This is a genomic window from Rodentibacter heidelbergensis, assembly GCF_002000125.1.
In the GTDB taxonomy this organism is placed as follows: domain Bacteria; phylum Pseudomonadota; class Gammaproteobacteria; order Enterobacterales; family Pasteurellaceae; genus Rodentibacter; species Rodentibacter heidelbergensis.
Window position 1 is genome coordinate 22,750 of sequence record NZ_MLHH01000008.1, and the last position, 22,298, is coordinate 45,047.

Sequence of the window (22,298 nt, forward strand, 5' to 3'; positions counted from 1 at the left end):
TCATGCAAACCTTATTTTTTACTCTCATCGCCTTTGTGGCGATTATTTTACTGATGTCGATTGGTTTTATTATCAAAAAACAGAGTCTAAAAGGCAGCTGTGGTGGCTTGTCCACTTTGGGGATCGCCAAAGCCTGTGATTGTGATAAACCTTGCGATACCCTTCAATCAAAATTAGATGCAGGCGATGAACAAGCCAAAGCGGAATACGAACAAAAATTTGCAAAGAAAAATGATGCTTCACAGTTCTATGAGGTGAAATAATGTTCTATTTAGATCAAGTGCGTTCAGCGTTATTTGGTATTAGTGTCGCTGATGCTTTAGGTGTTCCTGCCGAATTTATGGATCGTGCATCTCTAAAAGCCACACCGATTACAGGCATGCAAAGTGGAGGTATACATAATCAAGAGATAGGGACTTGGTCTGACGATAGTTCGCTTACGTTTTGTCTTGCTGATAATCTTGAACTTGATTTTAATTTAGAAAAAATCGCAAATAGCTTTCTAAAATGGGTTGAAGAAGATTATTGGCGTCCTAGAGGTGAGATTTTTGATATTGGGGTAGCAACCCGTAAATCCATTTTTAACATCTATACTGGTGTACTACCTGAATTATCTGGTGGTGAGTCTGAGCTTGATAATGGAAATGGCGCATTAATGCGAATTTTACCCTTAGTATTTTTCACGTTTGATAAAAATATTGATGAACGTTTTACTTATACGAAAAAAATAGTTTCAATAACTCATCGGCATATTCGTTCTATTATTGCGTGTTTCTATTACTTAGAATTTGCTCGTTATTTGCTAAAAGGTCTAGATAAATTAGATAGTTACATGTGTTTACAAAAAGAAATACCAGATTATTTAGCTAGACTAAATATATCCAAAACTGAAATAGACATGTTTGATCGATTATTTAAACAAAATATTGCACAATTCAATGAGGATGAAATTGAAAGTTCGGGTTATGTATTGCATACATTAGAAGCCAGTATTTGGTGTTTATTAAATAATAACGATTATTCTTCTACGGTATTAAATGCTGTTAATTTAGGTGAAGATTCGGACACGACTGCTGCTGTTGCTGGCGGACTTGCCGGATTGTTGTATGGTATTGACTCAATTCCACAAGAATGGATGAATGTATTAGCAAAAAAAGAAGACATAGAACAATTGTCAAAAAAATTTTTTAATGCAATGAAAAGGTAATTTCAATTATATCTTAGTGAGTAAAAAATAATTTCTTCTAATTATTTTAATAATCAAACCAATGTGCTTCGCCTTAACCGAAGTTACGGGAGAATTTATGTTAATTTCAAAAACTTACAATCAATATTTCCCTCAACTCACATCAGAACAACTTGCCGAAAATAGTAAGAAAAAAGTGATTTGTGGAATGTCCGGTGGGGTAGATTCTTCTGTTTCTGCCTTTATTCTTCAGCAACAGGGCTACCAAGTGGAAGGCTTGTTTATGAAAAACTGGGAAGAGGATGACGATACGGATTATTGCACGGCGGCGGCCGATCTTGCCGATGCACAAGCGGTGTGTGACAAACTTGGTATTAAACTGCATAAAATTAATTTTGCTGCTGAGTATTGGGATAATGTTTTTGAGCATTTTTTAACGGAATATAAAGCGGGGCGAACACCAAATCCGGATATTTTGTGTAATAAAGAAATTAAATTTAAAGCTTTTTTAGAGTATGCTGCAGAAGATCTCGGTGCGAATTATATCGCCACGGGGCATTATGTGCGCCGTGCCGGTGATGATGAAAATGCGCAGCTATTGCGAGGCTTAGATGCCAATAAAGATCAAAGTTATTTTTTATACACCTTAAGTCATCAACAAGTGGGACAAAGCCTTTTCCCGGTGGGTGAAATTGAAAAACCGATAGTGCGTGCCATTGCTGAAGATCTTGGCTTAATTACGGCGAAGAAGAAAGATTCAACGGGTATCTGTTTTATTGGTGAGCGTAAATTCAAAGATTTTTTAGCCCGTTATTTACCTGCCCAACCGGGGGATATTCGTACGGTAGACGGTGAGGTGATTGGTCGCCATGAGGGCTTGATGTATCACACTTTAGGGCAGCGTAAAGGCTTAGGGATTGGCGGGTTGAAAAATGCTGGTGAGGAAGCTTGGTATGTGGTGGATAAAGAGGTGGAAAAAAATGAACTCATTGTGGCGCAAGGGCATAACCATCCTCGTTTATTTTCCAAAGGATTAATCGCCAAACAACTTCATTGGGTTGATCGTCAGCCAATGGATAAACCTCTACGATGCACGGTGAAAACCCGCTATCGTCAAACGGATATTCCTTGTGTGATAGAACCGATTAATCATGACTGCATTCGTGTTGTGTTTGATGAGCCTCAGGCTGCGGTAACCCCGGGGCAATCTGCCGTATTTTATCTTGATGAAGTCTGCTTAGGCGGGGGAATTATTGAAGAGAGAGTATAACTTTCAAAGAGAGAGCTTTTCTTTAACCCTTGTTTGAAATTCTCAGAGAGTGAAATCAAAAGCCTAATGAAAACGGTATCCAAAGATACCGTTTTTTGTTTAATTAACTTCCTTAATTCGCAATTCTTTAGGTACTTCAAAGAACATATTTTCTTCAAGCCCTTGTAGCTCTTCCAATTCAGTTGCCCCTAATTCTTTTAAACGGGCAATAATGGATTGGACTAATTCTTCCGGTGCGGAAGCGCCCGCAGTAATACCAATGGTTTTGACGTTATCAAACCAGTGGGCTTGAATATCGGCAGGATCATCAAGAAGTTGTGATGGTATGCCCATACGGGAGGCTAATTCTGCCAAACGGTTGGAATTAGAGGAATTTTTTGAGCCGACTACTAAAACGAGATCTGACAATTTTGCTAATTCACGCACCGCTTCTTGGCGGTTTGTGGTGGCATAACAAATGTCATTTTTGTGCGGGCCTTGGATTGAGGGGTATTTTTCTTTTAATGCTGAAATGGTTTCTGCTGTGTCATCCAGTGAAAGGGTGGTTTGTGTCATAAAGGTCAGTTCATCACTTTCTTTTACCGGTAAACGGGCAATGTCTTCCACACTTTCAATGAGATAAATACCGCCTTCATCATTACTGTATTGCCCCATTGTGCCTTCTACTTCCGGGTGACCTTTATGTCCGATAAGAATGGCTTTGGTTCCCTTACGGCTCGCCCGTGCAACTTGCATATGCACTTTTGTCACTAACGGACAGGTGGCATCAAAGACCTTTAATTGACGATCTTTGGCTTCTTGGCGAACTGCTTGAGAAACGCCGTGGGCGGAGAAAATCACAATAGCACCGTCCGGCACTTCACTTAATTCTTCTACAAAAATCGCACCACGTTCACGCAATCCATTGACGACAAAACGATTATGCACTACCTCATGACGCACATAAATCGGTGCACCGTGAATTTCAAGGGCAAGCTCGACAATACTGATAGCACGGTCAACACCGGCACAAAATCCTCGTGGATTGGCTAAAATTATCTTCATTTTTGACCGCTCTTTTCTATTTGTTTATCTTGGATTTTTTTCTTTTCGCTTTTAAAGGCATCGATCATTAGTAAACCTGCCCCAATACAAATTGCCACATCGGCGATATTAAATACAGGATAATGATAAATATCCCAGTAAAAATCTAAAAAATCCACCACAAATCCGTGATAAGTGCGATCCACCATATTGGCTAATGCGCCGCCAATAATCAGGGCATAGGCACTATTTTGGAGCTTTTGATCGGCGGTATTTTTCTTTAAGAAATACATCAACATCAAAGAAATACCGATGGCCAATACAATAAAAAAGTATTTTTGCCAGCCATCGTGATCCGCTAAAAAGCTGAAAGCCGCGCCGTAATTACGCACATAAGTAAGATTAAATATCGGCAAAATATTCACGCTCTCGTAGAGCGCAAATTTTTGAACTACAAGATATTTGGTGAATAGATCAAGGGCGAAAGCCAGCACACTGAGCCAAAGAAAGGAAAGTCCGGATTTTGTTTTAGCCATAAAAATTCCTAAATAAATGAAAAGTGCGGTCAAAATCAACCGCACTTTGAAGATGACAAATCACATTATGCGAAATGGCGAATTTCACCATTTCCTACTACATTTTCCACACAACGAGGGCATAATGCCGGATGTTGAGGGTTGATGCCGATTTTGTCGGAATAATGCCAGCAACGTGGACATTTTTCACCACTTGAACGCACGACGCTTACTGCAATGCCCTCAAGTTCGCCTTCTGCGACCTCAGCCGGTTTCTCCGCAAGTGGTTTTACTGTTGCTTTTGAGGTGATTAATACAAAACGCAATTCATCCCCCAGTTGGCTGAGTAAGGCGCGGTATTCGTCATTGGCATAAAGGGTGACTTCTGCTTCTAATCCGCCACCAATGACTTTCTCATTACGGGCGATTTCTAGCACTCGATTCACTTCTGAACGCACAGTGATGAGTTTTTGCCAGTAGGCATCGTCTAATTTTTCATTTTCACCTAATCCGAATAAGCCGGTGTAAAATTCTTCAGTGAAGACAAATTCTGCACGCTCATTTTCGGTTTTTGGTAAATATTGCCAAATTTCATCTGCGGTGAAAGATAAAATCGGTGCCATCCAACGCACTAAGGCTTCAGAAATGTGCCACAAGGCGGTTTGACAACTACGACGGGCAAGGCTATCCGCTTTGGTGGTGTATTGGCGGTCTTTGATGATATCTAAATAGAATGATCCCATTTCTACGGAACAGAAACGCATTAAGCGTTGTACTACCGCATGGAATTGATAGTTATCATAAGCCTCAATAATTTCTTTTTGTGCTTCTAAGGCACAAGCTACCGCCCAGCGATCTAAGCTAATCATCTCTTCCGGTTTGACTAAATCACGTTTTGGATCAAAACCATTGAGGTTCGCCAACAGGAAGCGGGCAGTGTTGCGAATACGGCGATAACTGTCCGCTGCACGTTTTAGGATTTCGTCTGAAACCGTCATTTCGCCGGTGTAATCTGTTGAGGCCACCCATAAGCGTAAAATATCACCACCGAATTTATCCATCACTTCTTGTGGTGTGACAATATTTCCGATAGATTTCGACATTTTGCGTCCTTGACCGTCTACCGTAAAGCCGTGGGTAAGCACTTGTTTATAAGGTGCTTGATTATCCGTTGCAGTGGAAAGCATTAAAGAGGACATAAACCAACCACGGTGTTGGTCTGAACCTTCCAAATACATATCCGCACTGTGACCTGCAAATTCAGGGCGATTGGCCACCACAGAAGAATAGGTCGAGCCGGAATCAAACCACACATCTAAGGTATCCGGCACTTTGCGATAATGTTCTGCGTCGGCACCGAGTAGTTCTTTTTCGTCTAAATCCCACCAAGCCTGAATACCGGCTTTTTCTACCCGTTTTGCCACTTCTTCAAGCAATTCTAAGGTGCGAGGGTGTAATTCTTCCGTTTCTTTATGGACGAACATCGTCATCGGCACACCCCAAGTACGTTGACGGGAAATACACCAATCCGGACGATTTTCCACCATTTTTTCAATGCGTGCTTGCCCCCAACTTGGGATCCAACGCACTTGTTTGATTTCTCCAAGGGCTTGTGGGCGTAATCCTTTCACCTCCATACCGATAAACCATTGCGGTGTGGCACGGAAGATAATCGGGGTTTTATGACGCCAACAATGGGGGTAACTGTGCGTAATTTTTTCCACTTTTAATAAAGTGCCGGTTTCTTGCAATTTTTCCACCACAAGCGGATTGGCTTTAAAGACGCCTTTGCCGGCAAAAAATGGTGTCGTGGAAATAAATTTACCATCATTTGCCACAAGGCAAGCCATCGGCAAATCATATTTTTGACCCACAATAAAGTCGTCTAAACCGTGATCCGGTGCAGTATGTACTAAACCGGTACCGCCATCAGTGGTGACGTGATCCCCTAAAACCACCGGTACAGTATAATCATTAAAAGGATGACGGAATTTAACCAATTCAAGGGCTTGACCTTTTACCGAACCCAACACTTCTACCTTTTCAACGCCTGCTGCTTTCGCCACCGATTCCACAAGATCCGCCGCTAAAATGACACGTTCATCACCGAACTGAACGAGTTGATAGTCTAATTCTGCATTGAGCGCAATAGCACGGTTAGAAGGCAAGGTCCAAGGAGTTGTGGTCCAAATCACCGCAGAAAGTTTGCCATGGCCTTTTCCTTTGGCATTAAATTTCGCTTCAATTTCATCGTCACTTTCTGCCGGAAAACGCACATAGATAGAGGGGGAGACTTTATCTTCATATTCCACTTCCGCTTCTGCTAAGGAAGAGGCACAATCCAAACACCAATGTACCGGTTTTGAACCTTTATAGAGATGGCCGTTTTCAATGACTTTGCCGAGGGTTCGGATAATATTGGCTTCTGTATCGAAGTTCATGGTGAGATACGGATTATCCCAATCACCCAACACGCCTAAACGAATAAAATCTTTCTTTTGTCCTTCCACTTGCTCGGCGGCATATTCACGACATTTTTGACGAAATTCAGCAGCTGAAATTTTTTCGTTAGGTTTTCCTACTAACCCTTCTACTTTCAGCTCAATCGGTAAACCGTGACAGTCCCAACCCGGAATATAAGGGGAATCAAAACCCAATGCGGTTTTGGATTTAATAATCATATCTTTTAAGATTTTATTCACCGCATGACCGATATGAATGCTCCCGTTAGCATAAGGAGGGCCATCGTGCAAAATAAAGGATTTTTTCCCTTTTGAGGCCTCACGAATTTTTTGGTAAAGATTTTTCTCATACCAATTTTTCAACATCACAGGCTCACGCTTGGCTAAATCACCACGCATTGGAAAACCTGTTTCCGGTAAGTTAAGGGTGTTTTTGTAATCGACTGTCATTTTATCTTCCAATTTTTAGAGTAAACTTAAGCAACTTTTAAAGGGTGATGTGTTACATCACCACGTCCGGCAAGTAAACCATCCACAGAAATATCTTCATCTAAACAATCCCAATGGATTCCCCGACGGCTTAATTCATAACTTTCTAATTCACTTTTACTTGCATGTAACAATTTGGGAAACCATGCTAAAGGTACGCCTAAAATACGCGCATCATCCAGTTCAACCCACATCGTGTTTTCATCAAAGCGAATTGTTTTAGCTGAAATAGTCATACCATGCCTCCGTAAACTGCGTTTTATTTTTCTCGACAATAATAAAAATTTCTCTTAATTCTTTTGAGTTGAATCCATCATTTCTTCCCAAAGCAATTTCCGGCTCTAACCAAAACTTCGCCTCTGAGTCTGCATTACGAACGTGAATATGTGCCGGTTCTAATGGATTACCTTCGTTTGAATAAAAGAAAAAAACATAGCCTTTAAAACGTAAAATCACTGGCATAGCTTTCTCCTAAAAAACGCCTTTGCCGTTTCTGCATCCTGTTTAATCTGGGCTTTTAGTGCCTCAAAAGAGGGAAATTTCATTTCTTCTCTGATTTTATGGCAGAATTCCACTTCAACCAATTCGCCATAAATTGTTTTGGCAAAATCAAATAAATGCACTTCTAACAATTGCATGACACCGTTAATGGTTGGGCGTTTTCCCATATTGGCGACACCGTTAAAAATCTCGCCGGATTTTAACCGCACTTTTACTGCATACACCCCTTTAATGGGATTCACTTGGCGATGTAAACGGATATTGGCGGTGGGAAATCCCAATGTTCTGCCCAATTTATTTCCGTGAATAACACGACCGAAAATGCGATAAGGTTTGCCTAATAAACTTTCTGCAAGGGATAATTCATCTTTTGCTAAGGCTTCCCGAATGGTGGTGCTGCTAATGCGTTGCTCATCTAGGCAGAAACTGCGATTATCTTCCACCGTAAAGCCAAAACGCTCTCCCGCTTGTTTTAGCATCGCAAAATTGCCTTGACGGTTAGCACCGAATTGGAAATCATCGCCAATACTTAAAAATTTTACATGGAGCTGATTAACTAACGTCTGTTCAATGAACTGCTGTGCCGATTGTTCGGCAAAGGTGCGGTCAAATTTCGCCACAATGACCACATCCACGCGGGCTTGTTGTAAATAATAAAGCTTATCACGCAAACGCATCAAACGGGCCGGTGCATTTTCCCCCATAAAATATTCCCGTGGCTGGGGCTCGAATAACAATACCGCCATGGGTAAATGCAATTCATCCGCTTTTTGGCGAAGGTGGCGTAACACCGCTTGATGCCCTAAATGTACACCGTCAAAGTTGCCGATAGTGAGCGCACATTCTTGTAAAACCCGGCTTGCATGATGTAGCCCACGAATTAATTGCATGACCTTATCCACGAAAATTTCAGAATTTCGGCATTATAGCGGGTAGTTAGTTTTTTGTCAGCAAATGGTGCGGGCGAATGCCTAACAAAACCAACATCGCACCATAAACGAATGCCGCTAATGTGATTAACCAAGCCAGCCAATGAACCCGTTTTATAAAACTCATCAGCGCCCATTCATTGATCGCAGGGGTGTAATACCACACCGCAGCCCCCATCATACAGGCGGCCAACAAAACTTTCACAAAAAAGACCGCACTTTGACGTGAAAAATGGTACACATCAGACTTCGCCAAACCACGATAAAGTAAGTAAGCATTAAGGGTTGCAGACATCGCCGAGGCCATGGCTAAGCCCACATAGCTAAAGGGAATGGCCAACACATTAAATCCCATATTGCTTACCATTGCGATAATGCCGATTTTTACCGGCGTTTTGGTATCTTGCCGTGCGTAATAACCATTAGCGAGAATTTTAATCAGCATAAAACTCAACAAGCCCGCATTAAACGCCCATAAGGAATAGGAGGCGGCGTGCACATCGTTAAAGGTGAAACTTCCCCGCATAAAAAGGGTGAGGAGCATGGGTTGTGCCAGTACGGCAATCCCTATTGCTGCCGGTACGCCCAGTAATAAAATCATCCGTACGCCCCAATCCATGGTGTGGCGAAAATTGAGGACACTTTGTTCGGAATTTTCTTCTCGATTGACGTGATGACGAGCGAGGGTTGGTAAAATCACTGTGGAAATGGCGATGCCGAACAAACCGAGAGGAAACTCCAACAATCGGTCGGAATAATAAAGCCAACTAATGGAACCGGTCATTAAAAAACTGGCGATGACGGTATCCAGTAATAAATTGATCTGGCTGACGGATACGCCAAAGAGCGCCGGAATCATCAATTTACGAATTTTTACCACCCCTTCATCGTGCCACGCCCATTTCGGTTTCACCAAAAGCCCGGCTTTTTTCATAAAAGGAATTTGGAATAAAAATTGCAATAACCCACCCAGAAAAATCCCAATAGCAAGGGCAAGATCGGGATTATCCATGTTTGGCGCTAAGAAAAGAGCGGTGGCAATCATCGCAATGTTTAATAATACCGGTGAAAAAGACATCACACCAAATTTGCCCAGCGTATTTAACACTGCGCCTGAAAGGGCCACAAAGGTGACAAACCATAAATAGGGAAAGGTGATTTTTAATAATAAAGAGGCTTGTTCAAATTTATGGGCATCAGGGCCGTCATTTAGCCAATCGGTAAACCAACCTACGCCAAATAATGCGGCAACAATCGGTGAACCGACCATGGCTAATAAGGTGACGATACTCACCAACCCGCCTAATGTACCGGAAACTTTTCCGATAAATTCACGGGTTTTATCCAAATCACCGTTTTTACGATATTCTGCCAAGACGGGAACAAAGGCTTGGGAAAAAGCACCTTCGGCAAATAAACGACGGAGAAAATTTGGAATACGGTTGGCAAATAAAAAGACATCTGCTGCCGCACCTGCGCCAATTAGATGGGCGATAACGACATCACGCACTAAACCTAACACACGCGATAATAAGGTCATACTACTGACAATGACACCTGATTTTAAAAGTCGTTTACTCAAAACATGGTTCCCTTGGCTAAAAATTTTGCTTAATTGTATAGAAATTTTGTTTTTACGCTATATTCTAGGTAAAAAAACTGATAAAATCCGCCCCACATCGTTTGTGTGAGCCCCTATTGAAAGCGCTTGTAAAAATAACGATGCTTACTTTCGGTTGTGTCTCACCGAAATCAACACAAATTTTCCATTGACAAAGGTATAAAATATCGTCATATTGACGCCCTTTATTTTGTCACACTAATTAACAGAAATTTTAGGAGTTTGACCTTGGCTAATATCAAGTCAGCAAAAAAACGCGCGGTACAATCTGAAAAACGCCGCCAACACAACGCAAGCCAACGCTCTATGATGCGTACTTACATCAAAAAAGTTTATGCTCAAGTAGCAGCAGGTGAGAAAGCAGCAGCTGAAGCCGCATTCGTTGAAATGCAAAAAGTTGTTGACCGTATGGCTTCAAAAGGCTTAATCCACGCTAACAAAGCAGCGAACCACAAATCTAAATTAGCTGCACAAATCAAAAAATTAGCGTAATTAAAAATAGCTTAAAAAAACCGCACTTTTATGTGCGGTTTTTTGTTTTGTTAGAAGGACCCTCTCAAGCCAACGTAGAGATTACGACCGTCTTGACCGTAGCCAAGTGTATTTTCATACTTTTTGTCAAATAGGTTATTGAGGTTGGCATACAAGGTTAGGTTTGGAATGACCTGATAATTCACCCCTAAATTAACCAAAGTATAAGAAGGTAATTGGGTTCGGTGGGTTGAATAGGTTGGCGAGAAATAATTGTCTGTTCGTTTGCCTACATAAGAAACATTGACATCTGATCCCCATTTTTCCGTGATTTGATAGGATAGTCCTGCATTTGCCGTATGTTTCGGACGGCGTAGCAATGTGCGACCATTGCTCTCTTTACTATTGGTATAGGTGTAGTTTGCATAAGCGGTTAAATCATCGGTTAATTTGCCACGATAAGCAATTTCTACCCCCTTGATTTTGGTTTTACCGTCAAGGTTTATCGCTCGGGAAATGTAGGTTGTAAAATCAATGATTTCACTACTGATAAAGTTTTCAACACGACGATGAAAATAAGTGATATCCAAACTGTGTTGTTTATTATGAGTTTCTAATAATACCCCTACATCACCACCACGGCTTTTTTCCGGTTTTAAATTTGGATTGCCGATATAGCGACCATTATATCCGTAATATTCGGTAATCGTTGGGTTTTGGATAGCACTGCCAACGCTTGCGTGGACTTTTAGGTTCGGAGTGAAACGATAAGTGCCGGACAGGCGTCCTGTGAAGGAGTTTTCGTATTCAGAACTGTTGGTATAACGACCACTTAGACTAAGACTATGATCGTTCTCGCTGAATAAACGATATTCTGCGGCAATGCTTTTTTCTGTCAGTTTTTTCTCACCAATATTGTTGAAGTAGCTCGATTGGTAATCTGTGCGTTGATATTCACCGAATAAACTCAATCCTTGAGTGATAGCCCCTTCTTGATCAAAATTAATGTCTAGCTGGTAGTTTGCATTGAATTTTTTACCTTCATAGTTACTGTTAAAACCAAAGGTATCACTCTTTGTTTTAATATGACTGACAGCAACGCGATGTTTGAAGCGATCTTTATCACTTCCCCAATAGCCCCCTAATTTAAATAATGTTTCACGGGTACGGGTGTAATGATGTTTTTCATCCGTTAAGTTATTATCAAAGTTAACAGTTTGAGAATAATGTGAGCTTAATAATTCAATTCCTTTACTCCCGTCATCATAGCCGAAACGTGCAGAGGTATTATCACGGTGGAATTTATCTTTTTCATTCGCTCCACCTGTTGTGACTGCGGTATGATCTTCTGCAGTGTAATGAAAACGATCTTGGCTTAATGCAGAAATTCCACTTGTGCGATGACTGTCACCGTGAACTGAGTAATAAAATCCCTCGTTATAGCCAGAAACGGTGACCGAGCTATCACGAGTACGATGTGAGCCGACACCTAAGTCAAAATCAACATTAAAGGGTTTATCTTTGTACAGCCCGCTTTTGGTGGTGATATAAATCACACCACCCATGGCATCACTTCCCCAAAGGGCAGATTGTTCGCCACGTAGTACTTCAATACGTTCAATGTTACTCAATGATAAGCCACCGAAATCATAACCGTATCCACTTACCGGGTTTACTTTTACTCCATCAATCACAACGACAGTGTGATTGGCATCCGCACCACGCAAGTAAAAATTGGTTAAGGCACCCCGCCCGCCAGCGGCACTTATCGCTACACCCGGCACCGTTTTCAATACATCACTGACATAAGTGGCATTGCGTGATGCAAAATCTTGTTCAGTTAACACGGTGACAGAGGAGGCGGTTTGATCTTGGTTAACGGGGGTAGCGTAAGCCGAATACACATTAATGGCAGGGAGTTCTGTGGTGGCCGATTGTGCATAGCTAAAAGCGGAAGCACTCAGTAAAAGTGCGGTTGTTATCAGGTTTTTTTTCATTAAGATGTTCCTTTGGTTAATAAAGGGCATATTTTGACATAACCTCTTTTTTCTTTCCTAATCGAGATTTTTCATATCAAGTGTGAATTTTATTCATAAAAACACATCGATTTTTCACCGCACTTTTCGCCTTTATCCGCCTCTTGGTTTCAAGTATAATGGCGACATTTTTTATCACAGTAATCGTCAAAATTATGAGCAATCAATTCAATATAAAAACATTCCAAGGCATGATTCTCGCCCTACAAGATTATTGGGCAAAACAAGGTTGCACTATTGTTCAGCCCTTTGATATGGAAGTGGGGGCAGGTACATCCCACCCGATGACGGCATTGCGAGCATTAGGCCCGGAGCCGATGGCATTTGCTTATGTTCAGCCTTCTCGCCGCCCGACAGATGGCCGCTACGGTGAAAATCCAAATCGCTTACAACACTACTATCAATTCCAAGTGGTGATTAAACCCTCACCGGATAATATTCAAGAATTGTATTTAGGTTCTCTCGAAATGCTCGGTTTTGATCCGACCCAAAACGATATTCGTTTTGTGGAAGATAACTGGGAAAACCCAACTCTTGGCGCTTGGGGATTGGGTTGGGAAGTTTGGTTGAACGGAATGGAAGTGACACAATTTACCTATTTCCAACAAGTGGGCGGTTTAGAATGTAAACCGGTAACAGGCGAAGTGACTTACGGTTTAGAACGCTTGGCGATGTATATTCAAGGTGTGGACAGTGTGTATGACTTAGTTTGGTCAGACGGCCCGCTTGGCAAAACCATCTATGGTGATGTCTTCCATCAAAACGAAGTGGAGCAGTCCACTTATAATTTTGAATATGCCAACACAGATTTCTTATTCTACTGTTTCGATCAATACGAAAAAGAAGCGCAAGCATTATTGGCATTAGAAAAACCATTACCATTACCTGCCTATGAGCGTATTTTAAAAGCGGCACACAGTTTTAACTTGCTTGATGCCCGCAAAGCGATTTCAGTGACGGAACGCCAACGCTATATTTTACGCATTCGAGCCTTAACCAAAGGGGTGGCAGAAGCCTATTATGCCAGCCGTGAGGCCTTAGGTTTCCCCGGTTGTAAAAAATAACCCGAAAAACGACCGCACTTTAGACAGGATTAAACAGGAGATAAAAATGACTGATTACCAATATCCAAAAGACATTTACACGGAAGCCGAACCGGATGTGAATACCTTGGCTCATCTTGGGCCTTTAGCCGGTATGGCAGGGATTTGGGAAGGAAAACGTGGGTTGGATATCAATCCGAAAGCGGAAGGTGCGGAAAAAGACCCTTATATCGAACGAATTGAATTACAACCTATTGATGCCCAAACAAACGGTCCTCAACTTTTTTATGGTTTACGTTATCACACCCGCATCGTTCAACCCAATGAGGTGGAAACTTTCCACGATCAAGTGGGCTATTGGTTATGGGAGCCGGCAACAGGAAACATTCTTTTCACTTTAAGTATTCCTCGTGGACAAACCTTGATGGCAACGGGCAATGCCAGCCCTGATGCAAAAGAATTTACCGTGAAAGCGGTGCGGGGTTCGCTTACCAATGGCATTATCTCCAATCCGTTTATTGAACAGAACTTCACTACTGAAAGTTACACCATTACGGTGAAAATCAACGATGACGGTACTTGGTCTTATGAGCAAGATACAGTGATGATTATCCCAAACTATGACGAGCCTTTTCATCATACGGATCGTAATCGCCTCACGAAAATTGCAGAACCGACATTTAACCCAACTGCTTTGGCTGCGCAAGCACAATAGCGGCTTGGATAAGGGGGAAGCCTAATGATGAAACGTATCTTTACAAAAATTTCCCGAAATTTAACCGCACTTTTCTGCCTTTTGCTCTTTATTAATGAGGCAGGGGCGAGTGAACAGAAGGACTTATCATCAAAGGATTATCATTTAGATAAGGTGTTGATTTTTAGCCGTCATGGATTACGTTCACCGGTGGAAAAAGATCCACAGGAAATGGCTAAATATTCCCCTTATCCTTGGGCGAAATGGGATGTTCCATCCGGCTATCTCACACCGAAAGGCACGATTTTAGAAACTTATTTGGGACAATATTTGGGGCAGTGGTTTAAACAAAATGGCTTACTCACCACAGAACGTTGTGCCACTGGTGAAGGCATTTTTGTTTACGCAAACAGTGTGCAACGCACTATTGCCACAGGGCAGGCGCTCATTGCTGGGGCTTTTGCAGGGTGTCATGTTGCTTTGCAACATCAAGGTAAAATAGGTGACGAAAAAGATCCTATTTTTCACACTCAGGCAAAAAATCTTAATACTGCCTTGATTGAACAAGCTAAAAAAAATGTTGATTTAACCGCTTTACAGCAAAAACTCGCCCCAAATTACGCTTTGTTAAGTGAACTGATCGATTATCAAAATTCACCAAATTGTTTACAAAAAGCCGAATGTGATTTGGGGGGAAAGCAAGGGGAATATCGTATCGAAGAGGGAAAATCGGTACGGATTACCGGTTCGATCAGCACCGCTAAAAAAATAGTGAGCAGTTTATTACTGGCACATTATGTGGGCAAATCACCAAACGAGATTGCCAATGGTAACATTGATAGCTTGCAAAAATGGCAGGCTATCAATGAAATCAAAAATGAATATTACCGAACGCTATTTAAAAATAATCAAGAGTTGGCACAACATGTGGCTTACCCCTTGTTGCAATTTATTCAGCAACAATTAGAGAGCGAAAATAAAATCATGCTCCTGGTGGGGCATGATTCCAACATTGTCGCATTGCTTGCCGCCCTTGGGGCTGAGCCTTATGAGTTAGAAAATTCTTTGGAAAATATTCCCATCGGCGGAAAACTGATGTTTGAAGTGTGGAAACACAAGGTAAGCGGTAAACCGAAATTTCGCTTGGAATATGTTTACCAAACCACCGAACAGTTAATCAATCTGACACCGTTAAATTTATCAACGCCTCCTCATCGTATTCCGCTTACATTGGCAGGTTGCAACAGGGATAATGACGGCTTATGTGACTATGCCGATTTTCAGCAAATTTTGCAGCGGAGTTTAAGGAATAAAACAGAAAAATGATGTCAACCCATAAAATCAGTTTTTGGCAATTCCTATTTAAAATTGGCGATGATTATTTAACGTTCCTACGCAACCTAACACCTGCGGTATTATTTTTGGCGTTAGCGTTGTTTATGTTCAGTTCTATGGAACGAGCCAAACAGAGTGTTGATATTGGATTAATGCTTTTCTTTGGCCTATCATCGGCATTTATTGCTTTTAGTGTTATCTTGATTAACATTGTCGGCTTTACCAAAAAAATGCTTAAAGCATTAAATGAATTACATCATAAAGACGAAACTCAGCAAGAAATTAACAGGGAAATGTTCAATTATCTATGGCAAGAAACCAATGCCAAACAGCTTGTTTTCTTCCTTGTAGTAAATATCGTTGCAGTATTTATGGTGTTCGTCTTTGGCATCCGCTATACCTTGAATTTTTATAGTTCGATTGGGGCGTTAGCGGGGTAGGGAATGATTCAACCTTATGAAAAATATTTAAAAGAAAATGCTCAAAAATTACGCATTAATCAAACTGATCCTGAACGAAAGCTATGGCAAAGGATTAATCGGGATCAATTATTAGGCTTTCGATTTAATCGACAAAAGCCACTTTTGAATTACATTGTGGATTTTTATTGTGCGAAAGCAAAATTGATTATTGAGCTGGACGGTAGCCAACACTACGAACCTGATTATCAAGAAAAAGATGCATTACGAGATGCGGAATTAACTTCGTTAGGCTTCACTGTGATGCGATTTAGCAATGATGAAGTGATGCGTGAAATTGAGGGTGTGGTTGAGCAGATTTATTTGTTTTTGGAGAATAAATTGACAAATCTCCCCTAACCCCTCTTTGCTAAAGAGGGAGATTTCTTTAGTAGAATAATTGATTGGTGTGATTGGATATGAGGTTGAGTGACTTCTGCCAAATCTCCCCTAACCCCTCTTTGCTAAAGAGGGGGATTCTTTTAGTAGAATAATTGATTGGGGGTGATTGGATATGAGGTTGAGTGACTTCTGCCAAATCTTCCCTAACCCCTCTTTGTTAAAGAGGGGGATTCTTTTAGTAGAATAATTAATTGGGGGGGCTTGGATATGAGGTTGAGTGACTTCTGCCAAATCTTCCCTAACTCCTCTTTGCTAACGAGGGGGATTTCTTTAGTAGAATAATGGATTGGGGTGATTGGATATGAGGTTGAGTGGCTTCTGCCAAATCTCCCCTAACTCCTCTTTGCTAAAGAGGGGGATTTCTTTAGTAGAATAATTGATTGGGGGTGATTGGATATGAGGTCGAGTGACTTTTGCCAAATTTCCCCTAACCCCTCTTTGCTAAAGAGGGGAATTTCTTTAGTAGAATAATTGATTGGTGTGATTGGGTATGAGGGTGAGTGACTTCTGCCAAATTTCCCCTAACTCCTCTTTGCTAAAGAGGGGGATTCTTTTAGTAGAATAATTGATTGGAGGTGATTGGATATGAGGTTGAGTGACTTCAGCCAAATCTCCCCTAACCCCTCTTTGCTAAAGAGGAGGAAATTCTTTAGTAGAATAATTGATTGGGGGGGATTGGATATGAGGTTGAGTGGCTTCTGCCAAATCTCCCCTAACCCCTCTTTACTAAAGAGGGGGATTCCTTTAGTAGAATAATTGATTAGGGTAGTTGGGTATGAGGTTGAGTGGCTTCTGCCAAATCTCCCCTAACCCCTCTTTGCTAAAGAGGGGGATTTCTTTAGTAGAATAATTGATTAGGGTGGTTGGGTATGAGGTTGAGTGACTTCTGCCAAATCTCCCCTACCCCTCTTTGCTAAAGAGGGGGATTCTTTTAGTAGAATAATTGATTGGGGGTGATTGGATATGAGGTTGAGTGACTTCTGCCAAATCTTCCCTAACCCCTCTTTGCTCAAAGGGGAGGATTTCTTTAGTGAAATATAAAATAGTAGTAAAGGTCTAAGTTATACCGATCTTATAAGATGTCTACAATATTAAAGTAGAATATTGAAAATTAATTTAGCCTCGATCCAATCCCCTCTTTAGCAAAGAGGGGTAGGGGAGATTTGGCAGAAATGAAAAACGAAGAAAATAGTAATGTTAACCCACGGAATTTTTAGATAAGAGAAAAACCAATGACAACCCAAAACTTCCTAGTAGAAATCGGCACAGAAGAGCTGCCGCCAAAAGCTCTGAAAACATTAGCTACAGCCTTTGCGGATAACGTACAGGCGGAATTGAGCCAAGCGGGCTTAACCTTTGAGAAAATTGAATGGTTTGCTGCGCCACGTCGTTTAGCAGTGAAAGTGTTGGCACTTGCCACACAACAGCCAAGCAAAGAAATTGAAAAACGTGGTCCTGCGATGTCAGCAGCCTTTGATGCAGAAGGCAAGCCAACCAAAGCAGCGGAAGGCTGGGCGAGAGGCTGTGGGATCACCGTTGATCAAGCGGAACGCCTTGCCACAGACAAAGGCGAATGGCTGGTTCATCGTGCGAAAATTGAAGGTCAACCGACCAAAAATTTACTTGGTGAGATTGTAGCGAATGCTCTAGCGAAATTGCCGATTCCAAAACCGATGCGTTGGGCGGACAAAACCGTGCAATTCATCCGTCCTGTTCATACCGTCACGATGTTGTTGGGTGATGAACTCATCGAAGGTGAAATTTTAGGGGTGGCAAGTGGTCGCACTATTCGTGGACACCGTTTCTTAGGTGAAGCTGAATTTGAAATCCAACACGCCGATCAATATCCGCAATTATTGCGTGAAAAAGGCTCGGTTATTGCCGATTTCAACGAACGTAAAGCAGTAATTTTAGCAAAATCTCAAGAAAAAGCGACCGCACTTGGCGGCGTGGCAGATATTGAAGACGATTTGCTCGATGAAGTCACTTCGTTGGTGGAATATCCGAACGTGTTGGCAGCGAAATTTGAAGAACGTTTCCTTGCTGTGCCTGCGGAAGCCTTGGTTTATACGATGAAAGGCGACCAAAAATACTTCCCGATTTATGATAAAGCGGGCAAATTATTACCGCACTTTATCTTCGTATCGAACATTAACCCGGATGATCCAAGTGCGATTATTAAAGGGAACGAAAAAGTGGTTCGTCCACGTTTAACGGATGCGGAGTTTTTCTTCAAAACGGATTTAAAACAAAAATTAGTGGATCGCTTGCCACGTTTGGAAACCGTATTGTTCCAACAACAACTTGGTACATTGCGTGATAAAACCGCGCGTATTGAACAGCTTGCCGGTGAAATTGCCAAACAAATCGGTGCTGATGAAGCAAAAGCCAAACGGGCAGGTTTGCTTTCAAAATGTGATTTAATGACTAATATGGTGTTTGAATTCACCGATACGCAGGGTGTGATGGGGATGCACTATGCCCGCCACGATGGGGAAGATGAAGAAGTGGCAGTGGCGTTAAATGAGCAATATATGCCACGTTTTGCCGGCGATGAATTGCCAAAATCTTTAGTGGCAAGTGCGGTCGCTTTGGCGGATAAATTTGATACTCTCACCGGAATTTTTGGGATCGGGCAAGCACCAAAAGGCAGTGCAGATCCCTTTGCGCTACGCCGTGCCGCATTAGGGGCCTTACGCATTATTGTAGAGAAAAATCTTCCACTTGATTTAGAAGATTTAGTGCAAAAAGCCACTGTACTTTTCGGTGATAAATTGACGAATAAAAACGTGGTTGCCGATGTGGTGGACTTTATGTTGGGGCGCTTCCGGGCATGGTATCAAGACGAAGGTATTGCAGTGGATGTGATCCAAGCGGTGTTGGCTCGCCGTCCAACCCGTCCGGCAGATTTTGATGCACGGGTGCGTGCGGTATCCCATTTCCGAACCTTAGATTCTGCAGAAGCCTTGGCAGCAGCCAATAAACGTGTGGCGAATATTCTTGCCAAAGCAGATATTACGATCGGTGAGATTAATTTAAGCGCTTGTGTAGAGCCTGCGGAAAAAGCTTTGGCTGAAGCGGTGTTGGCATTAAAAGCTGAAGTACAACCGTTAATCGCACAAGGTGAATATACGGCGGTATTGGATAAACTCGCTAACTTACGCACGCCTGTGGATAACTTCTTTGATAATGTGATGGTAAATGCAGAAGATCCAGCACTGCGTCAAAACCGCTTGGCGATCTTAAATACCTTGCAAAGCTTGTTCTTACAAGTGGCAGATATTTCAGTACTTCAATAATAGAGATTGGGGTGGTTGTTTTTTCATCGACCATCCCTTTTCTTATAGACTTCAAGGGATTATTTCTCTATAATCAGCGCACTTTCCCCCCTTAGCTCAGTCGGTTAGAGCAGGCGACTCATAATCGCTTGGTCACTGGTTCAAGTCCGGTAGGGGGGACCAAACGGACTTTTCTCCGATTATCTCTTCTTCACTTTTTCTTACCAAATTATTCGTTCAATATGAAATTTACTCTTTTCTTTGATGAGTAGGCAGTTATGCCATACTGTGAGCAAACTTTTGTGATAATAAATTGGCAGATTAACGAATATGCTTTTCACATTTTGTGCGATTTATGGTATTTTAACGCCCAATTTTCAACTTAAATTTAATAAGGAAAACATCAAATGGAAGCTCAAAGTCCAATGTCCACGTTAGTGATTTTCGTGATTTTCGGTTTAATTTTTTACTTTATGATTTATCGTCCACAAGCGAAACGTAATAAAGAACATAAGAAATTAATGTCTGAATTAGCGAAAGGCAGTGAGGTTTTAACCGCCGGTGGTTTAATGGGAAAAATCACGAAAGTGATTGAAGATAATAACAGTGTGGTGATCGCTTTAAATGAAACGACAGAAATTACGATTAACCGCAACTATATTGTTACTATCCTTCCAAAAGGTTCGGTAAAAACGCTTTAATTTTTTATTCCTAAAGGGACAACTATGCTAAATCGTTACCCATTATGGAAGAATCTAATGGTGATCCTTGTGGTCGCCATTGGTGTTTTATACTCTCTTCCAAATATTTATGGTGAAGATCCTGCAGTACAAATTTCCGGTACTCGTGGGCAACAAGCCACCACGGCAACATTAGGACAGGTCCAAGAGGTCTTAAATGCCAATCATCTTTCAACCAAATCCATTGTTCTTGAGCAAGGCTCTATTTTAGCGCGTTTCAATAATACGGATGATCAGTTGCTTGCGAAAGATAAAATTGCTGAAAAACTCGGTAATAACTATACCACGGCATTAAATCTTGCACCGGCAACCCCGGCTTGGTTAAGCAGTATTGGGGCAAACCCGATGAAATGGGGCTTGGATTTGCGTGGTGGTGTGCGTTTCTTGATGGAGGTGGATATGAATTCCGCTTTGGCAAAACGTCAAGAGCAGTTACAAGACACCTTACGCAATGAACTTCGCAAGGAAAAAATTCAATATACCGGCATTAAAAATGCGGAGAATTTTGGTACAACGGTCACCCTTGCCAATCCCGATCAACTTTCAAAAGCCTCCCGCATTATTCGCCAGACGCATCCAACGTTAGACGTCACGGATGTGAATAACGATACACTCAACTTATCCCTTTCTACCTCGGCGCTAAATGAAGCTCGTGATTTAGCGATTGAACAAAACCTGACTATTTTGCGTAAGCGTGTTTCTGAATTAGGCGTTGCTGAGGCCGTCATACAGCGTCAAGGTGCAGAGCGTATTGTGATCGAATTACCGGGGGTGCAGGATACCGCCCGCGCAAAAGAAATTTTGGGGGCGACGGCAACACTTGAGTTTCGTATGGTGAATCAAAATGTGAATGCTGAAGCGGCAGTGCGTGGTATTTTACCGGCCGATTCCGAGGTGAAATATCATCGTGACGGTCGCCCTGTGGTGCTTTTCAAACGTCCTTCTTTGGGGGGAGAGCATATCATTAACTCCAGTGCAGCGTTAGATCAGCAGTCCGGCACACCACAAGTGAGTGTAACATTGGATAGTGAAGGTGGGGAACAGATGTCGCAACTCACCAAAAAATACTATAAAAAACCGATGGCAACCCTTTATGTTGAATATAAAGACAACGGTAAGAAAGACGAAAACGGCAAGACCATTCTCGAGAAAAGCGAAGAAATCATTAATGTGGCGACGATTCAAGCCCGCTTTGGTGCCAATTTCCAAATTACCGGTGTGGATAGTATGGCCGAAGCTCATAATCTTTCCACGTTATTAAAATCCGGGGCATTAATTGCACCGGTGCAAATTGTGGAAGAGCGTACAATCGGCCCATCATTAGGAGCGCAAAATGTCGAACAGGGTTTGAATGCCAGTTTCTGGGGATTGATCGCCGTGATTGTATTTATGTTGCTCTATTACAAACTTTTCGGCATTATCGCCAGCCTTGCGATGGTGATTAACATTGTGTTATTGGTTGGATTAATGTCGATTCTTCCGGGGGCAACCTTATCCATGCCGGGGATTGCCGGTATTGTGCTGACATTGGGGATGTCGGTGGATGCCAACGTACTTATTTTTGAACGTATTAAAGAAGAAATCCGCAATGGTCGTCCGGTTCAACAGGCGATCAACGAAGGTTATAATGGCGCATTTACTTCTATTTTTGATGCGAACTTAACCACAATTCTAACGGCAATTATTCTTTATGCAGTGGGAACGGGGCCAATTCAAGGCTTTGCTATCACTCTTTCCTTAGGGGTGGCAATTTCCATGTTTACCGCTATTACGGGAACGCGTGCGCTTGTGAATATCATTTATGGCGGCAAACGTGTTGAAAAACTTTCGATTTAATTGAGGTGA

At 41.9% G+C, this 22,298-nt stretch carries 20 protein-coding genes and 1 tRNA gene; 13 read left to right on the forward strand and 8 right to left on the reverse strand.

The genetic code is table 11. The features are described from left to right. The first annotated feature begins 2 nt into the window (after positions 1-2). The 3 genes from nqrM to mnmA all read left to right on the forward strand — a co-directional run bounded on the left by nqrM (position 3) and on the right by mnmA (position 2,456). Entirely contained in the window at positions 3-263 is a 261-nt protein-coding gene (nqrM, locus tag BKK48_RS03525) for a (Na+)-NQR maturation NqrM (protein ID WP_077426798.1), read from the forward strand. Beyond that, complete coding sequence (locus tag BKK48_RS03530) at positions 263-1,207, forward strand: ADP-ribosylglycohydrolase family protein (protein WP_077426799.1); 945 nt, start codon at positions 263-265, stop codon at positions 1,205-1,207. The genes nqrM and BKK48_RS03530 overlap by 1 nt, the downstream gene beginning before the upstream one ends. Positions 1,208-1,304: 97 nt before the next feature. After that, positions 1,305-2,456, forward strand: coding sequence for a tRNA 2-thiouridine(34) synthase MnmA (gene mnmA / locus BKK48_RS03535; protein ID WP_077426800.1), 1,152 nt, complete (start codon positions 1,305-1,307; stop codon positions 2,454-2,456). 99 nt (positions 2,457-2,555) lie between these two features. Here mnmA and ispH read toward each other — a convergent pair whose 3' ends face one another. The 7 genes from ispH to murJ form a co-directional block, all read right to left on the reverse strand. Next, the gene (gene ispH / locus BKK48_RS03540; RefSeq protein WP_077426801.1) at positions 2,556-3,500 is read right to left on the reverse strand and encodes a 4-hydroxy-3-methylbut-2-enyl diphosphate reductase; all 945 of its coding nucleotides are present in this window, start codon (positions 3,498-3,500) and stop codon (positions 2,556-2,558) included. Then, positions 3,497-4,015: a signal peptidase II gene (gene lspA / locus BKK48_RS03545; protein ID WP_077426802.1), complete on the reverse strand. Its 519-nt coding sequence runs from the start codon at positions 4,013-4,015 to the stop codon at positions 3,497-3,499. The genes ispH and lspA overlap by 4 nt, the downstream gene beginning before the upstream one ends. A gap of 65 nt (positions 4,016-4,080) precedes the next feature. Continuing rightward, on the reverse strand, positions 4,081-6,906 hold the full coding sequence (gene ileS / locus BKK48_RS03550) for an isoleucine--tRNA ligase (RefSeq protein WP_077426803.1): 2,826 nt from the start codon (positions 6,904-6,906) through the stop codon (positions 4,081-4,083). A gap of 26 nt (positions 6,907-6,932) precedes the next feature. Beyond that, positions 6,933-7,181 carry a DUF2442 domain-containing protein gene (locus BKK48_RS03555; protein WP_077426804.1) on the reverse strand — a complete coding sequence of 83 codons (249 nt, stop codon included), beginning with the start codon at positions 7,179-7,181 and terminating at the stop codon, positions 6,933-6,935. Continuing rightward, the gene (locus tag BKK48_RS03560) at positions 7,165-7,407 is read right to left on the reverse strand and encodes a DUF4160 domain-containing protein (RefSeq protein ID WP_077426805.1); all 243 of its coding nucleotides are present in this window, start codon (positions 7,405-7,407) and stop codon (positions 7,165-7,167) included. Before BKK48_RS03560 ends, BKK48_RS03555 begins: the two co-directional genes overlap by 17 nt. Next, positions 7,398-8,336 carry a bifunctional riboflavin kinase/FAD synthetase gene (gene ribF / locus BKK48_RS03565; RefSeq protein ID WP_077426806.1) on the reverse strand — a complete coding sequence of 313 codons (939 nt, stop codon included), beginning with the start codon at positions 8,334-8,336 and terminating at the stop codon, positions 7,398-7,400. The genes BKK48_RS03560 and ribF overlap by 10 nt, the downstream gene beginning before the upstream one ends. A 46-nt stretch (positions 8,337-8,382) precedes the next feature. After that, complete coding sequence (murJ, locus tag BKK48_RS03570; protein ID WP_077426807.1) at positions 8,383-9,957, reverse strand: murein biosynthesis integral membrane protein MurJ; 1,575 nt, start codon at positions 9,955-9,957, stop codon at positions 8,383-8,385. Positions 9,958-10,224: 267 nt separating this feature from the next. Between murJ and rpsT the strand changes: the two genes are divergently transcribed. Further along, entirely contained in the window at positions 10,225-10,488 is a 264-nt protein-coding gene (gene rpsT / locus BKK48_RS03580) for a 30S ribosomal protein S20 (RefSeq protein WP_005548279.1), read from the forward strand. Positions 10,489-10,538: 50 nt separating this feature from the next. Here the strand turns inward: rpsT and BKK48_RS03585 are convergent, their stop codons facing one another. Continuing rightward, positions 10,539-12,464, reverse strand: coding sequence for a TonB-dependent receptor plug domain-containing protein (locus BKK48_RS03585; RefSeq protein WP_077426808.1), 1,926 nt, complete (start codon positions 12,462-12,464; stop codon positions 10,539-10,541). 194 nt (positions 12,465-12,658) lie between these two features. Here BKK48_RS03585 and glyQ point away from each other — a divergent pair, with 194 nt between their 5' ends. The 9 genes from glyQ (at position 12,659) to secD (ending at position 22,289) form a co-directional block, all read left to right on the forward strand. Beyond that, a complete protein-coding gene (gene glyQ, locus BKK48_RS03590) occupies positions 12,659-13,567 on the forward strand; it encodes a glycine--tRNA ligase subunit alpha (protein ID WP_077426809.1) in 909 nt (302 codons plus the stop codon). 46 nt (positions 13,568-13,613) lie between these two features. Then, positions 13,614-14,261, forward strand: coding sequence for an FABP family protein (locus tag BKK48_RS03595; RefSeq protein WP_077426810.1), 648 nt, complete (start codon positions 13,614-13,616; stop codon positions 14,259-14,261). Between the two features lie 27 nt (positions 14,262-14,288). Further along, positions 14,289-15,566 carry a histidine-type phosphatase gene (locus tag BKK48_RS03600; protein ID WP_077426887.1) on the forward strand — a complete coding sequence of 426 codons (1,278 nt, stop codon included), beginning with the start codon at positions 14,289-14,291 and terminating at the stop codon, positions 15,564-15,566. Further along, positions 15,563-16,015 (forward strand): hypothetical protein, encoded by a 453-nt coding sequence (locus BKK48_RS03605; RefSeq protein ID WP_244154854.1) that lies wholly within the window; start codon positions 15,563-15,565, stop codon positions 16,013-16,015. Before BKK48_RS03600 ends, BKK48_RS03605 begins: the two co-directional genes overlap by 4 nt. A gap of 6 nt (positions 16,016-16,021) precedes the next feature. Next, positions 16,022-16,393, forward strand: coding sequence for an endonuclease domain-containing protein (locus BKK48_RS03610; RefSeq protein ID WP_077426888.1), 372 nt, complete (start codon positions 16,022-16,024; stop codon positions 16,391-16,393). Positions 16,394-17,667: 1,274 nt separating this feature from the next. Next, positions 17,668-19,734: a glycine--tRNA ligase subunit beta gene (gene glyS / locus BKK48_RS03615; RefSeq protein ID WP_077426812.1), complete on the forward strand. Its 2,067-nt coding sequence runs from the start codon at positions 17,668-17,670 to the stop codon at positions 19,732-19,734. 85 nt (positions 19,735-19,819) lie between these two features. Then, positions 19,820-19,896: transfer RNA gene (locus BKK48_RS03620), tRNA-Ile, on the forward strand. A 224-nt stretch (positions 19,897-20,120) separates the two neighbouring features. After that, positions 20,121-20,414: a preprotein translocase subunit YajC gene (gene yajC / locus BKK48_RS03625; RefSeq protein ID WP_018356379.1), complete on the forward strand. Its 294-nt coding sequence runs from the start codon at positions 20,121-20,123 to the stop codon at positions 20,412-20,414. A gap of 24 nt (positions 20,415-20,438) precedes the next feature. Further along, positions 20,439-22,289, forward strand: a complete 1,851-nt coding sequence (gene secD / locus BKK48_RS03630; RefSeq protein ID WP_077426813.1) for a protein translocase subunit SecD — start codon at positions 20,439-20,441, stop codon at positions 22,287-22,289. Positions 22,290-22,298: the final 9 nt, after the last annotated feature.

Bases quoted from the DNA above. Each gene is read 5' to 3' on its own strand.
- yajC (WP_018356379.1), top strand. From the start codon at position 20,121: ATGGAAGCTCAAAGTCCAATGTCCACGTTAGTGATTTTCGTGATTTTC.
- glyQ (WP_077426809.1), top strand. From the start codon at position 12,659: ATGAGCAATCAATTCAATATAAAAACATTCCAAGGCATGATTCTCGCC.
- BKK48_RS03530 (WP_077426799.1), top strand. From the start codon at position 263: ATGTTCTATTTAGATCAAGTGCGTTCAGCGTTATTTGGTATTAGTGTC.
- BKK48_RS03600 (WP_077426887.1), top strand. From the start codon at position 14,289: ATGAAACGTATCTTTACAAAAATTTCCCGAAATTTAACCGCACTTTTC.
- nqrM (WP_077426798.1), top strand. From the start codon at position 3: ATGCAAACCTTATTTTTTACTCTCATCGCCTTTGTGGCGATTATTTTA.
- BKK48_RS03605 (WP_244154854.1), top strand. From the start codon at position 15,563: ATGATGTCAACCCATAAAATCAGTTTTTGGCAATTCCTATTTAAAATT.
- BKK48_RS03555 (WP_077426804.1), bottom strand. From the start codon at position 7,181: ATGACTATTTCAGCTAAAACAATTCGCTTTGATGAAAACACGATGTGG.
- BKK48_RS03560 (WP_077426805.1), bottom strand. From the start codon at position 7,407: ATGCCAGTGATTTTACGTTTTAAAGGCTATGTTTTTTTCTTTTATTCA.
- ileS (WP_077426803.1), bottom strand. From the start codon at position 6,906: ATGACAGTCGATTACAAAAACACCCTTAACTTACCGGAAACAGGTTTT.
- secD (WP_077426813.1), top strand. From the start codon at position 20,439: ATGCTAAATCGTTACCCATTATGGAAGAATCTAATGGTGATCCTTGTG.
- ribF (WP_077426806.1), bottom strand. From the start codon at position 8,336: ATGCAATTAATTCGTGGGCTACATCATGCAAGCCGGGTTTTACAAGAA.
- BKK48_RS03585 (WP_077426808.1), bottom strand. From the start codon at position 12,464: ATGAAAAAAAACCTGATAACAACCGCACTTTTACTGAGTGCTTCCGCT.
- mnmA (WP_077426800.1), top strand. From the start codon at position 1,305: ATGTTAATTTCAAAAACTTACAATCAATATTTCCCTCAACTCACATCA.
- glyS (WP_077426812.1), top strand. From the start codon at position 17,668: ATGACAACCCAAAACTTCCTAGTAGAAATCGGCACAGAAGAGCTGCCG.
- ispH (WP_077426801.1), bottom strand. From the start codon at position 3,500: ATGAAGATAATTTTAGCCAATCCACGAGGATTTTGTGCCGGTGTTGAC.
- BKK48_RS03595 (WP_077426810.1), top strand. From the start codon at position 13,614: ATGACTGATTACCAATATCCAAAAGACATTTACACGGAAGCCGAACCG.
- lspA (WP_077426802.1), bottom strand. From the start codon at position 4,015: ATGGCTAAAACAAAATCCGGACTTTCCTTTCTTTGGCTCAGTGTGCTG.